Source organism: Sphingomonas sp., from assembly GCF_039595165.1.
GTDB lineage: Bacteria > Pseudomonadota > Alphaproteobacteria > Sphingomonadales > Sphingomonadaceae > Sphingomonas.
Genome location: NZ_JBCNMA010000105.1, coordinates 1 through 12,364, shown reverse-complemented (window position 1 = coordinate 12,364; position 12,364 = coordinate 1). Strand labels below are relative to the sequence as shown.

At 68.6% G+C, this 12,364-nt stretch carries 15 protein-coding genes; 10 read left to right on the top strand and 5 right to left on the bottom strand.

Annotation, left to right across the window (positions count from 1 at the left end):
- The 3 genes from ABDV68_RS14895 to ABDV68_RS14885 form a co-directional block, all read left to right on the top strand.
- A partial coding sequence (locus ABDV68_RS14895; RefSeq protein WP_343520880.1) for an NfeD family protein occupies positions 1 to 250 on the top strand: 250 nt, incomplete at its 5' end.
- Between the two features lie 189 nt (positions 251 to 439).
- Positions 440 to 2,260 carry a DUF885 family protein gene (locus ABDV68_RS14890; protein WP_343520879.1) on the top strand — a complete coding sequence of 607 codons (1,821 nt, stop codon included), beginning with the start codon at positions 440 to 442 and terminating at the stop codon, positions 2,258 to 2,260.
- Complete coding sequence (locus ABDV68_RS14885; RefSeq protein ID WP_343520878.1) at positions 2,257 to 2,574, top strand: hypothetical protein; 318 nt, start codon at positions 2,257 to 2,259, stop codon at positions 2,572 to 2,574. Before ABDV68_RS14890 ends, ABDV68_RS14885 begins: the two co-directional genes overlap by 4 nt.
- A 4-nt stretch (positions 2,575 to 2,578) precedes the next feature.
- Here the strand turns inward: ABDV68_RS14885 and chrA are convergent, their stop codons facing one another.
- The 3 genes from chrA to ABDV68_RS14870 form a co-directional block, all read right to left on the bottom strand.
- On the bottom strand, positions 2,579 to 3,961 hold the full coding sequence (chrA, locus tag ABDV68_RS14880) for a chromate efflux transporter (protein ID WP_343520877.1): 1,383 nt from the start codon (positions 3,959 to 3,961) through the stop codon (positions 2,579 to 2,581).
- Positions 3,958 to 4,755 (bottom strand): chromate resistance protein ChrB domain-containing protein, encoded by a 798-nt coding sequence (locus ABDV68_RS14875; protein ID WP_343520876.1) that lies wholly within the window; start codon positions 4,753 to 4,755, stop codon positions 3,958 to 3,960. The genes chrA and ABDV68_RS14875 overlap by 4 nt, the downstream gene beginning before the upstream one ends.
- A 126-nt stretch (positions 4,756 to 4,881) precedes the next feature.
- A complete protein-coding gene (locus ABDV68_RS14870; RefSeq protein WP_343520875.1) occupies positions 4,882 to 5,238 on the bottom strand; it encodes a hypothetical protein in 357 nt (118 codons plus the stop codon).
- A 192-nt stretch (positions 5,239 to 5,430) separates the two neighbouring features.
- On the opposite strand from ABDV68_RS14870, the gene ABDV68_RS14865 reads away from it, so the two are divergent.
- Entirely contained in the window at positions 5,431 to 5,823 is a 393-nt protein-coding gene (locus tag ABDV68_RS14865; RefSeq protein ID WP_343520873.1) for a DUF3597 domain-containing protein, read from the top strand.
- Between the two features lie 4 nt (positions 5,824 to 5,827).
- Here ABDV68_RS14865 and ABDV68_RS14860 read toward each other — a convergent pair whose 3' ends face one another.
- The gene (locus tag ABDV68_RS14860) at positions 5,828 to 6,271 is read right to left on the bottom strand and encodes a hypothetical protein (protein ID WP_343520872.1); all 444 of its coding nucleotides are present in this window, start codon (positions 6,269 to 6,271) and stop codon (positions 5,828 to 5,830) included.
- Between the two features lie 43 nt (positions 6,272 to 6,314).
- Positions 6,315 to 7,940 carry a phosphoenolpyruvate carboxykinase gene (locus ABDV68_RS14855; protein ID WP_343520870.1) on the bottom strand — a complete coding sequence of 542 codons (1,626 nt, stop codon included), beginning with the start codon at positions 7,938 to 7,940 and terminating at the stop codon, positions 6,315 to 6,317.
- 264 nt (positions 7,941 to 8,204) lie between these two features.
- Between ABDV68_RS14855 and ABDV68_RS14850 the strand changes: the two genes are divergently transcribed.
- From ABDV68_RS14850 to ABDV68_RS14825, 6 genes are all read left to right on the top strand, one after another.
- Positions 8,205 to 8,915 carry a response regulator transcription factor gene (locus ABDV68_RS14850; RefSeq protein ID WP_343520868.1) on the top strand — a complete coding sequence of 237 codons (711 nt, stop codon included), beginning with the start codon at positions 8,205 to 8,207 and terminating at the stop codon, positions 8,913 to 8,915.
- Positions 8,884 to 10,470 (top strand): ATP-binding protein, encoded by a 1,587-nt coding sequence (locus ABDV68_RS14845; RefSeq protein ID WP_343520867.1) that lies wholly within the window; start codon positions 8,884 to 8,886, stop codon positions 10,468 to 10,470. Before ABDV68_RS14850 ends, ABDV68_RS14845 begins: the two co-directional genes overlap by 32 nt.
- Before the next feature lie 17 nt (positions 10,471 to 10,487).
- Complete coding sequence (locus ABDV68_RS14840; protein ID WP_343520865.1) at positions 10,488 to 10,925, top strand: HPr kinase/phosphatase C-terminal domain-containing protein; 438 nt, start codon at positions 10,488 to 10,490, stop codon at positions 10,923 to 10,925.
- Between the two features lie 10 nt (positions 10,926 to 10,935).
- Positions 10,936 to 11,856, top strand: coding sequence for an RNase adapter RapZ (gene rapZ / locus ABDV68_RS14835; RefSeq protein ID WP_343520864.1), 921 nt, complete (start codon positions 10,936 to 10,938; stop codon positions 11,854 to 11,856).
- Between the two features lie 22 nt (positions 11,857 to 11,878).
- Positions 11,879 to 12,286: a PTS sugar transporter subunit IIA gene (locus ABDV68_RS14830; protein WP_343520862.1), complete on the top strand. Its 408-nt coding sequence runs from the start codon at positions 11,879 to 11,881 to the stop codon at positions 12,284 to 12,286.
- Positions 12,283 to 12,364, top strand: an 82-nt coding sequence (locus tag ABDV68_RS14825; protein WP_343520881.1) for an HPr family phosphocarrier protein, incomplete at its 3' end; no start/stop codon positions are given. The genes ABDV68_RS14830 and ABDV68_RS14825, both read left to right, overlap by 4 nt.

The window sequence follows — 12,364 nt, the reverse complement described above, 5'->3', positions numbered from 1 at the left end:
CGGCAAGCGCTGGTACGGCGCCAACCCGGTGCCGAGCAGCGACCCCGACCTCAACAATCGCGCCGCACGGATGATCGGCCAGACGGTGACGGTGGTCGAAGCGATCGAGGGCGGCACCGGTCGCGTGCGCGTCGGCGACGGCGAGTGGCCGGCGGAGGGCCCCGACCTCGCGGCGGGCACCAGGGCGCGGATCGCGGGCGTGCGCGGCGGCGTGGTGGTGGTCGAGGCGGTGAAGGCGATCGAAGGGTAATTCACGCCCCTCTTTTCCGTCATGCCGAACTCGTTTCAGCATCCATCCTTCGACCAGCGGCCTAGTCGCCTATGGAGAGACGGACCTGAAACAAGTTCAGGGTAACGGAAGCAGCAGGTGGGGTGACGCCTACGAGGGGGGCCGCTAAGGTCTCATCCGAAACCACCTCCCGCGTTCCTCGGAGACCTCATGCGCACCACTCGCCGCCAGTTCCTCGCCACCACCGCCACGCTCGCGACGCTGCCGGCGCTGCCCGCCTTCGCGCGGGGTCAGGCGGCCGCGCCGGGCGACGCGGCGGCGGACAGGCTGCTCGCCGCCACCGCCGAGCAACTGCTCGAGAACGGGCCCGAGGGCGCCACCAGCCTCGGCATCGACAAGGGCGAGCGCGCCCATCTCCGCTCGAGGCTCGAGGACCGCACGATCGCCGGCAAGGCGCGCGTTGCCGAAGGGCTGCGCAAGCGGGTCGCCGAGCTCAAGGCGCTCGATCCCCAGAGCCTCAGCCCGGTGATGCGCACCAATGTCGACGCGGTCACGACCTCGTTCGAGAGCGCGCTCGACGGCATGGCCTTCCCTTATGGCGACGTCGCGGTCGGCGGCTGGCGCAACTCGCCCTATGTCGTCGTCCAGAATGTCGGCGGCTATCTCGACATCCCGCGCTTCCTGGACACCGAGCACAAGGTCGAGAACGCGGCCGACGCGGCGAGCTGGCTCGAACGCTTCGGCCAATATGCCGCACTGCTCGACGGCGAGACCGAGCGGCTCAAGATCGCCTATGACAAGGGCGTCGTCGCGCCCGACTTCCTGCTCGACAAATGTCTCAAGCAGATCGCGCTGACCCGCGGCACCGATGCCGGCAAGTGGGAGATGGTGACCAACTACGCCGGCAAGTCCGCGGTCACCGGCAGCCAGGCGGCGGAGGCGGCGCGGATCGCCGCGGGCAAGGTCGCCCCGGCGCTCGACCGCCAGATCGCGGAATTGAAGCGTCACCGCGCCAAGGCGACCTCGGACGCGGGCGTGTGGAAATTCCCCGACGGCGAAGCCTATTACGCCTGGGCGCTGCGTGCCGGCACGACCACCACGATGACCCCGGACGAGGTGCACCGCACCGGCCAGGAGGAGCTGAAGGCGCTCCAGGCCGAGATGGACGTGATCCTCAGGAAGCAGGGCTTCACCCAGGGCACGGTGGGCGCGCGGATGACCGCGTTGGGCAAGGACCCGCGCTTCCTGTTCCCCGACAATGACGCGGGCCGCGCCGAGATCCTCAAGTTCATGACCGACCGGATCATGGACATGCGCGCCCGGATGCCGCGGGCGTTCCACACATTGGTCAAGGGCAATGTCGAGGTGAAGCGGCTTCCGCTCGCCGAGGAGCCGGGCGCGCCGGGCGCCTATGGCGGCGCGGGCTCGATCGACGGCACGGTGCCGGGCCGGGTGTGGCTCAACCTGCGCACCACGCTGCTGCACTCGCGCTTCAGCCTGCCCACCCTCGCCTATCATGAAGGCATTCCAGGACACGCCTGGCAGGGCGAATACACCTTCAAGCTGCCGCTGGTGCGCTCGCTGCTCTCGTTCAACGCCTATACCGAGGGCTGGGCGCTCTACGCCGAGCAGCTCGGGGCCGAGCTCGGCGCCTATGACACCGACCCGATCGGGCGGCTCGGCTATCTCCAGAGCCTCGCCTTCCGCGCCTGCCGCCTGGTCGTGGACACCGGCCTCCACGCCAAGAGATGGACTCGCGCCCAGGCGATCGAGTGGTTCGCCACCGCCAACGGCTCGTCGGTCGAGGAAGTCAGCGGCGAGGTCGACCGCTATTGCTCCTGGCCCGGCCAGGCGTGCGGCTACAAGCTCGGCCATACCGAGATCAACACGCTTCGCACCAAGGCACAGAAGGCGCTGGGCAGCCGCTATGACTTCAAGGCGTTCAACGACGCGGTCGTGCTCGGCGGCAGCGTGCCGCTGACGGTGCTGGAGAGTGTCATCGATCGCCACATCGCGAGCCGCCGCGCATGATCCTGCGGCGCTGGCGCGGCGTGATCCGCACCGCCGACCGCGCGGCCTATCGCGCCTATATCGCGGAGACCGGAGGCGCCGAATATGCCGCGACGCCGGGCAATCTCGGCTGGCAGATGCTGTTCCGCGATCTCAGCGACGGTACCAGCGAGGTCGTCACCTTGAGCTGGTGGCGCACGCTCGACGACATCCGCGCCTTTGCCGGCGCGGATGTCGAGGCCGCGCATTACTATCCCGAGGACGACCGCTACCTGCTCGAACGGCCCGAGACCGTCGAGCATAGCGAGGTCGCCGACGGCAGCCTGTTCGGCTGACGGCTCACGCCAGCCCGGCGAGCCGCAGCGCGACGCCGGCCAGCGCGGCGGCCGCGAGCACGGTGAAGGTGCCGATCCGGAAGTGGAACACCGCGACGATGGCGGCTGCGGTCAGCGCGGCGATCCACGGATCGATGCTCGCGAGCACGGGCAAGTCGAACCGGACCGGCCCGGCCTCGACCGGCGTCACTCGGCGGAACACCGCGTGGATCGCGAACCACAAGGCGAGGTTGAGCACCACCCCCACCACCGCCGCGGTGATCGCCGACAGCGCGCCCGCGAGCGCCGCGTTGCCGCGCATCCGCTCGATGAACGGCGCGCCGAGGAAGATCCACAGGAAGCACGGCGCGAAGGTCACCCAGGTCGCGAGCAAGCCGCCGAGCGTCCCGGCCCAAAGCGGGGAGAGCATGCCGGGATCGCGATAGGCGCCGAGGAAGCCGACGAACTGCAGCACCATGATCAGCGGCCCGGGCGTGGTCTCGGCCATGCCGAGCCCGTCGAGCATCTCCCGCGCGCCGAGCCAGCCGTAATTCTCCACCGCCTGCTGCGCGACATAAGCAAGCACGGCATAGGCGCCGCCGAACGTCACCATCGCCATCTTGGCGAAGAACACCGCGATCTGGCTGAACACATGATCGGGACCGAGCATGGCGAGCAGCGCCGCGATCGGAAGCAGCCATAGCCCCAGCCACAGGACGACGTCGAACACCACGCCACGCCAGCGCGGCCGGGCGTGATCGGGCAGCTCCTCGCCGAGCAGCGTCTCGGCATCGGCCACGCCGCCGCCGGCGCCGCCGTGCCCGCCGCCCTTGAATGCGGCGCTTCCCGCGCGCCCTGCGAGCCACCCGATCAGCGCGGCGGCGAGCACGATCAACGGGAACGGCGCCTGGAGGAAGAAAATCAGCACGAACGCCGCGCCCGCGAGCAGCTTCGCCTCCATTGACCGCAATGCGCGGCTGCCGATGCGGATCACCGCTTGCAGTACGATCGCGAGCACCGCCGCCTTGAGCCCGAGGAACAGGCCGGCGACCAGTCCGGTATTGCCGTAGAGCACATAGATCCAGCTCAGCACCATGATCGCCAGCGCGCCGGGCAGGATGAACAATCCGCCGGCGATCAGCCCGCCCAGCCGCTTGTGGAGCAGCCAGCCGATATAGGTGGCGAGTTGCTGCGCCTCGGGTCCCGGCAACAGCATGCAGAAGTTGAGCGCGTGGAGGAAGCGATGCTCGCCGATCCAGCGCTTCTCGTCGACGAGGATGCGGTGCATCACCGCGATCTGCCCCGCCGGCCCGCCGAATGAAAGCGCGGCGATCCGCGCCCACACACCTGCAGCCTCACTCAGCGAGACCGGCGCAGGCCGTGTGCCCGCCAGCGCCGCGGCGCTCACGCCTTGGCTCCGCGCGGCTGGTGCGAGGTCCAGTCGTGCTTCTCCTCGCGCGCGTCGCGGGCCCAGCGGTAGAGCGCGTCATAGATCGCCATGCCGGCGTCGAGTTGGCGATGATCGTCGGCATGCAGCCGCGACAGGCCGAGCGATACGGCGAGCAACCCCGCCGCCTCGGGTGCGAGATCGAGCCGCGCGGTATCCGCGCCACGCACGATCGGCGCGAGCTGGGCCAGCGCCTCGAACCCGGCGAGGCCCAGCTCCTCCACCATCACATCGAACGTGCAGAGTTCGCCGCGATGCGTCCAGCGCACGCCCTCGGCAGCGATGTCGAACGGCGCCGCGCCGGTCCGCGCGGCCACGCCCGGCACCTCCCCCGGCGCCACGAACAGGATCACCGCGTGCGGGTCGACGAAGCGGCGGATCAGCCACGGGCAGGCGATGCGGTCGACCTTGGGCCGGCTTCGCGTCACCCAGAGCGAGCGATCCTCGGGATCGCGGACAAGCGCCGCCTCGGGCACCAATGGCAGGCCTGCCGCCATCCACGCCGCCTGTCCGCCATCGAGCACTTCGGCCGCGACGCCGTCATGGCGCAGCCTGGCGGCGGCCGCGTGGGCCGCGGCGCCGCCATCCTCCCCGATCACCACGGCGCGGCGATCCGTGCCGGCGGGCAGGCGGCGCGTCGCGCCCGGAATCCGATACGCGCCAGCGGGCTCGCGAACGTCGATCAACAATGGCGCATCCGGCGCGCCGGTCAGCTTGGCGAGCGTCGAAACGGAAATCAGATCTGGTGCAGGCATGGTGCGTCCCTACGAAAGATTGCGGACGCGACACTTCGGCTGACGCCTCTTGGGGGGATCGCCGCCCCCATCGCCTTTCACAAGACCGCGCCGCCCGCTTGCTGTCAAGCGAGCGGCGCAAAAGCGTTACTTCTTGCCGAAAAAGCCCGAGGCAATCCCTGTCAAGTCGTTGAGCGGGTTGCCGTCACCGTCCTTGTCGAGCGCGCCGAGGATACCGCCGGCGCCGTCCTGCTGGAGCAGGTTGGCGAAATGGCCGAGCGAGCCCTCGCCGCCGATCTGGCCGATGATCTCCTGGAGCTTGTCGACCGGCAGTCCGGTCGCGGCGGCTGCGCCTTCGGCAGTGTCGCCTTCCATCACATGATGCTTCGCCAGCGACTGGATCGCCGACTCGACATGCTCGGGCGATAGACCGACCTTCGCCGCTAGATTGGTGACCGTCGAGTTTTCAGCGACTTGGCCGAGAATGCTGTCGAGAATGCTCATCGCTCGTTCTCCCTTGCCGTACATGGGTGGCTGTGCTTGCCTATCACGGCCGCGAAATCGGGGCGAGGCACGGTTCGTTACGCTTGGCACTTTTCCCTGTTTCATGCGTCATCGCCCTGTCGCCAAGCGTCGCCAGCATGGTGGTCAGGTGACCTGCCGCACGATCACAGCGGCGTTTTGAGGAGAGCACCCATGGGCATTTTCTCGTCGATCAAGGATGCGATTTTCGGCAAGGCCAAGGCCGCTCCGGCCCCGGCGCCACAGCCCGAAGCCACGCTGCAGCCGCAAGCCGCTCCGCAGCCCCAGCCCGCGCCGGCAGCGCCGCAGGAAGTGGATATCGAGGCGGTGCTGGTCGAACTCGACGGCATGGACGGCCGCGATCTCAACTGGCGCACGTCGATCGTCGACCTGATGAAGCTCGTCGGCCTCGAATCGAGCCTCGCCGAGCGCAAGGAGCTGGCGCAGGAGCTGGGCTATACCGGCGAGCTCGACGGCAGCGCCGAGATGAACATTTGGCTGCACAAGCGCGTGATGCAGGAGCTCGCCGCGAACGGCGGCAAGGTTCCGGCCTCGATGCTCGACTGACGGCTCAGGGTAGCGGCGCGCGGTCCGGCTCGACGAACCCGCGCCGCGCCTCGACCGAGAACAACAGGTCGCGGCTGTAGAAGCGCAGCGGCCAGTCGCGGCTGCCCGCTTCGCTCGCTAGCAGGGCGTTGACGTCCGCGGTCAGCTCGCCGGTCCCGCCCTCGCGCAGGAACCGCCGCACCCCGGCGACATAGGCGCGCGTGATCGTGTCGTGATAGCCACTCTGGTCGTCGTTCACCCCGCCGACGCTCTCGTTGAAACGCGAGATGATGCCGGCGATCTCGCCGTCGACATCGATATCGGGTCGCCGGGTCAGCAGGTAGAGGCATGCAGCGAGGTGCGCCTCGTGCGTCCATTCCTCGCGCGCCAGCGTGCAGGCGAGCAGTCCCTCGCCGAGATGGGCGATGGCGGCGTCGTCGGTGAAGAAGCGGATGGGATGGTCGGTCATCGATCGGGCTTTCTCTTGGGAGCCCGATCGATGACCGGGCAATTCAGGCGGGTTCGGTAGCCGGTTGCCGGCGTTGCGGTGCGGCTTGCCTTACCCCTTCGTCGACATGCTCGGCGAATTGCGCGAAATTGGCGACGAATTCATCGACAAGTTTCGCGGCGGTGGCGTCATATTCGGCTTTATTGGCCCAGGCCGCGCGCGGATCGAGCATGTTGGGATCGATCTCGCCCAGCTCGACCGGCACCATGAAGCCGAAATTGGGATCCTTGCGGAACTCGGCGTGCTTGAGGCTGCCGTCGAGCGCGGCGTTGAGCAGCGCGCGCGTCACCTTGATCGGCATGCGCTTGATCCCCGGCATCGTCGCCTTGCCGCCCGACCAGCCGGTGTTGACCAGCCAGCAATCGACCCCGCTCTCCGCGATCCGTTTCTTGAGCAGATTGCCGTAAACCGAGGGGTGGCGCGGCATGAAGGCGGCGCCGAAGCAGGTCGAGAAGGTCGCCGTGGGCTCGTTGACGCCGATCTCGGTGCCCGCGACCTTGGCGGTATAGCCCGACAGGAAATGGTACATCGCCTGCTCGGGCGTCAGCTTGGCGATCGGCGGGAGCACGCCATAGGCGTCCGCGGTCAGGAAGATGATGTTCTTCGGCACCGGCCCGAGATTGTGCTCGGACGTGTTCGGGATGAAGTCGATCGGATAGGCGCCGCGGCTGTTCTCGGCGAGGCTGTTGTCGTCGAGGTCGAGGGTGCGTGTCGCATCATCCATCACGACATTCTCGAGCACCGTGCCGAAGCGCTTGGTGGTCGCGTAGATCTCCGGCTCCGCCTCGGGCGAGAGATTGATCATCTTGGCGTAGCAGCCACCCTCGAAGTTGAACACCGCGGTGTCCGACCAGCCATGCTCGTCGTCGCCGATCAGCGTGCGCGACGCATCTGCGGACAGCGTGGTCTTGCCGGTACCCGAGAGGCCGAAGAACACCGCGGTGTCGCCATTCGGGCCGATATTGGCCGAGCAGTGCATCGGCATGATACCCTTGGGCGGCAGCAGATAGTTGAGCAGGCCGAACACGCTCTTCTTCATCTCGCCGGCATAGGCGGTGCCGCCGATGAGGATCAGCTTCTCGGTCAAATTGACCGCGATCACCGTCTCGCTGCGCGTGCCGTGGCGCGCGGGATCGGCGCGGAAGCTCGGCAGGTCGATGATCGTATATTCGGGTGCGAAGCCCGCCAGTTCGTCCGCCGTGGGCCGCACCAGCAGCGTGCGGATGAACAGGCTGTGCCAGGCGAATTCGTTGACCACGCGCACGTTGACGCGGTGCTCGGGCTGCGAGCCGCCATAGAGGTCCTGCACGAACAGCGTGTCCTTGGTGCCGAGATGCGCGAGGAAATCGGCCTTGAGCGCGGCGAAATGCTCGGGGCTCAGCGCGCGGTTGACTTCGCCCCACCAGACACTGTCCTCGGTCGTCGCGTCGCGGACGATGAACTTGTCCTTGGCGCTGCGCCCGGTGTGCTTGCCGGTGGCGACGACCAGCGGACCGTCCTTGGCCAGCCTGCCCTCGCCGCGCTGCACGGCGTGCTCGACCAGCGGCGCGGTCGGCAGGTTCCAGTGAATGGTGGCTGCGTCCCCGACGCCGAGGGCGTCGAGGCTGGTTGCCGGCTTGCGATCAGTCAATGTCCGTCTCCCCATCGCCGACCTGCATCGGGTCCGGCGATCGTCTCTTATGTAATCAATGAGTCGCGCATAGGCAGCGCCCCAGAGGGGGGTCAATGCCAGTAACCGGTGTCAATTCGTGAGCTAACCAATTCGGATTACACGACAACGTTGACGTGGCGCGATGCTCCGTCCGACAACGTTGGCAAGATCGGGCAGCCAAAGCGGCTGCCCGCTCCGACCAGCCAGTTGAGCAGGCCGGCGCATTCGGCTACGCCACGCGCCATGACCGCAACGATCGCGCTGGTTGACGACGACCGGAACATCCTGACCTCGGTCTCGATCGCACTGCAGGCCGAAGGCTTCGTCACGCGCGTCTATTCGGACGGCGAGGGCGCGCTGAAGGCGCTGATCGAGAATCCGCCCGACCTGGCGGTGCTCGATATCAAGATGCCCAGGATGGACGGGCTCGAGCTGCTGCGCCGCCTGCGCGAGCGCCAGGCGACCCCGGTGATCTTTCTCACCAGCAAGGACGACGAGCTCGACGAGGCGCTGGGGCTCGCGATGGGCGCAGACGACTATATCGCCAAGCCGTTCAGCCAGCGGCTGCTGATCGCGCGCATCCGCGCGATCCTGCGCCGGACGGAGGCGGCGACCGCGACCCCAGGCGCGGACGCCACGGAGGAAGTGCAGCCCGTGCTCGATCGCGGCCGGCTGAGCATGGATCCGGCGCGGCACAAGGTGACCTGGGGCGGCGACAATGTGACGCTGACCGTCACCGAGTTCCTGATCCTCGAGACGCTCGCGCAACGCCCCGGCATCGTCAAGACACGCAACCAGCTGATGGACGCGGCGTATCAGGACGACATCTATGTCGACGACCGCACCATCGACAGCCATATCAAGCGCGTTCGCCGCAAGTTCCGCCAGGTCGATCCCGAGTTCGACGCCATCGAGACGCTCTATGGCGCCGGATATCGATTCTCGGACGAGTGAAGCGCGCGCCGACGAGCGCGATCTCGCGCTGCGCTGGTCGGCCCGGCTCAGCCTCACGCCGCGCATCCTGGCGGTCAACATCTTCGCGCTGGCGATGCTGGCGGGCGGCTTCTTCTATCTCGACAGCTTCCGCGCGCGGATCGTCGACGACAAGGTCGAGCAGGCGGGGCGCGAGGCACGGCTGATCGCGCAGGCGGTGGCGATGACCCCGCCCGACGACCGCAACGCGCTGGTGCTGCGCATCGCGAACGAAGCAGGGCTGCGCATCCGCCTCTACGACCATTCGGGCCGCGTGCGGCTCGACACCAAGGCGCTCGGCCTCCACAACATCGTGCTGCGCGATCCCGACAAGGATCCGTGGAACCAGACCGCCGCACGCATCCTCGACGCGATCATCGACACCGTGGCCGGCGCCGACCGCGCCCCGCAGTTCCGCGAGCGCGCGCTGGACAAGGGACTCGACTGGCCCGACCTCGCGACCGCGCTGCGCACGGGCGAGGCCAGCGCCAGCGTGTGGCGCGCCCCCGATCGTACGCCGGTGATCACCGCCGCCGCTTCCTATGGTCCGGAGGGCGCGGTGTTCACCACCGACAATGCCCGTGAGATCACCCAGACGGTGCGGATCGAGCGCTTCCGGCTCGGGGTGGTGCTTGCGGTGGTGATGGGACTGTCGATCTTCCTCTCGCTGTTCCTCGCGCGCACGATCGTCCGTCCGCTCCGCCGCCTCGCCCGCGCCGCGGTACGCGTGCGGCTCGGGCGCGCGCGCGAAGTGGTGGTGCCGCGCCTGCCCGAGCGGCGCGACGAGATCGGCCACCTCGCGCGCTCGCTGTCGGACATGAGCCAGGCGCTGCGCGCGCGGATCGATGCGACCGAGGCGTTCGCCGCCGATCTCGCGCACGAGCTCAAGAATCCCCTCGCCTCGCTGCGCTCCGCGGTCGACGGCCTCGCCAATGTCCGCGATCCCGAGCTGCAGGAGCGGCTGCTGGCGATCGTGCGCGACGATGTGCACCGGCTCGACCGGCTGATCAGCGACATCTCGGAGGCGTCGCGGCTCGACGCGCAGCTCTCGCGCGCCAAGTTCGAATCGGTCGACATCGTCGCGATGCTCGACGGCCTCATCGCCCAGCGCGGCGAGCGCGGCATCGCGCGCGAGGTGCGCCTGCGTTTCGACCAACCGATGGGACCGATCCCGCGGGTGATGGGCGAAGGCGCGCGGCTGGAACGCGTGTTCGAGAATCTGATCGACAACGCCATCTCCTTCTCGCCCGAGGGCGGGCTGGTCACGCTGTCGGTCGCCACGGTCGACGACAGGCTCGAGGTGCGGGTCGAGGACGAAGGCCCCGGCGTGCCCGAGGAAGCGCGCGAGGCGGTGTTCCGGCGCTTCCATTCGGTGCGCCCCGACGCCGAGGCGTTCGGCCAGCATTCGGGGCTGGGGCTTGCCATCGCGCGTACCATCGTCGAAGGCCATCAGGGCACGATCGGGGTCGAATCGCGGGAGGATCGCATGCGCGGGGCACGCTTTTTCGTCCGCCTTCCCCTGGTGCAGCCGGGCTGACAATACGGGGGTATCGCGTGGCCGTCGTCTCTTCCGAAACGCTGCATGCGTCGTGCGTCGCCATCAGCGGGCGCGCGGTGCTGATCGAGGGCCGCTCGGGCGAGGGCAAGTCCGACCTCGCGCTGCGGCTGATCGATCGCGGCGCGGTGCTGGTGTCGGACGACTACACCATCTGCACCCGCACCGACGGCGCGCTGGTCGGGTCGCCGCCGGCCAACATCGCCGGCAAGATCGAGGTGCGGGGGATCGGCGTGATCGACATGCCGCACCAGGAACGTGCGCCGGTCGCGCTGCTCGTCACCATCCTCGAGGATCCGCCGCGCATGCCCGAAGGGCCGAAGAAGCGCCGCATCGCCGGGATCGACATCCCCGAAGTCGCGCTCGCCGCGCTGGAACCCTCGGCGCCGGTCAAGGTCGAGCTGGCGCTGCGCCATATCGGCTGGACCGCGGCATGAGCTCCGCCACGTGAGCAAGATCAGGCCCAAGCAGATCCTGCTCGTCACCGGCATGTCCGGCGCGGGCAAGTCGACCGTGCTGCGCACGCTCGAGGATCTCGGCTGGGAAGTGGTCGACAACTTGCCGCTGCTGCTGCTCAATCGCCTGCTCGACACCGAGCCGGCCGAGGGCGCCGACGGCGACGACCGCCCGCTCGCGCTCGGCATCGGCACACGCACGCGCGGGTTCGACGCCGACAGCATCGTGCGGCGCATCAAGAAGCTGCGCGACGATCGCGGCTACGACATCGGCACCTTGTTCCTTGACTGCGCGGGCGCCGAACTCGAGCGCCGCTACAACGAGACGCGCCGCCGCCACCCGCTGGCGCAGGACCGCCCGGCGGGCGACGGCATCGCGCGCGAGCGGGAGCTGCTCGAGCCGCTGCGGCGCTGGGCCAACCGGCTGATCGACACCACCACGCTCAGCGGGAACGAGCTGGCGCAGCAGATCCGCGCGACCTTTTCGGGCGAGGGGCTGGGCGGGCCTACCCTGTCGGTGATGTCGTTCGGTTTCGCGCGCGGCATCCCGGCCAACGCCGACTTCGTGTTCGACATGCGCTTCCTGCGCAACCCGCACTGGGTCGATTCGCTGCGCCCCGGCACCGGCAAGGACCGCGACGTCGCCGATTACGTCGCCGCCGACCCCGCCTATCCCGATGCGCTGGAACGGATCGAGGGGCTCATCCTGACGCTGCTCCCGCGCTACCGCGCCGAGGGAAAATCCTATGTTACCATCGCCTTCGGCTGTACCGGAGGGAGACACCGCTCGGTCCATGTCGCCGAACGCGTCGCTGCCCGGTTGCGCGACGCCGGATTTTCGCCCACGGTGGCACATCGTGACTTGCAGACCGCGCCGCAGGACTCGCTAGAAGGCCCCCCGGTCGCAAGATGAACCGCATGGGACAAATTTTGAAATGATCGGTCTGGTACTCGTGACGCACGGGCGGCTCGCGGAGGAGTTCGTCGTCGCGATGGAGCATGTGGTGGGCAAGCAGGAGCGCATCGCCACCATCTCGATCGGCCCCGAGGACGATATGGAGGGCCGCCGGTCCGACATCGCCAAGGCGATCGCCGACGTCGACGCGGGGCGCGGGGTGATCGTGCTGACCGATCTGTTCGGCGGCACCCCGTCCAACCTCGCCATCTCGCTCATGGAAGCCGGCCGGGTCGAGGTGATCGCGGGCATCAACCTGCCGATGCTGATTCGCCTGGGCGGCGCGCGCAAGACGATGAAAGTCACCGAAGCCGTCGCCGCCGCGCGCGAGGCGGGCCGCAAGTACATCACCGTCGCGTCCGAGGTCCTCGGGGAGGCTGCCGCTTGAGTCGCGTCAGCCGGACCGTCCTGATCGGCAACCGCCGCGGTCTGCACGCCCGCGCCAGCGCCAAGTTCGTCACCCTCG

Excerpts from the sequence above, each read along its gene's own strand:
- ABDV68_RS14845 (WP_343520867.1), top strand. The coding sequence starts at position 8,884 with ATGGCGCCGGATATCGATTCTCGGACGAGTGAAGCGCGCGCCGACGAG.
- ABDV68_RS14865 (WP_343520873.1), top strand. The coding sequence starts at position 5,431 with ATGGGCATTTTCTCGTCGATCAAGGATGCGATTTTCGGCAAGGCCAAG.
- ABDV68_RS14890 (WP_343520879.1), top strand. The coding sequence starts at position 440 with ATGCGCACCACTCGCCGCCAGTTCCTCGCCACCACCGCCACGCTCGCG.
- ABDV68_RS14885 (WP_343520878.1), top strand. The coding sequence starts at position 2,257 with ATGATCCTGCGGCGCTGGCGCGGCGTGATCCGCACCGCCGACCGCGCG.
- ABDV68_RS14870 (WP_343520875.1), bottom strand. The coding sequence starts at position 5,238 with ATGAGCATTCTCGACAGCATTCTCGGCCAAGTCGCTGAAAACTCGACG.
- ABDV68_RS14860 (WP_343520872.1), bottom strand. The coding sequence starts at position 6,271 with ATGACCGACCATCCCATCCGCTTCTTCACCGACGACGCCGCCATCGCC.
- ABDV68_RS14830 (WP_343520862.1), top strand. The coding sequence starts at position 11,879 with ATGATCGGTCTGGTACTCGTGACGCACGGGCGGCTCGCGGAGGAGTTC.
- ABDV68_RS14850 (WP_343520868.1), top strand. The coding sequence starts at position 8,205 with ATGACCGCAACGATCGCGCTGGTTGACGACGACCGGAACATCCTGACC.
- ABDV68_RS14875 (WP_343520876.1), bottom strand. The coding sequence starts at position 4,755 with ATGCCTGCACCAGATCTGATTTCCGTTTCGACGCTCGCCAAGCTGACC.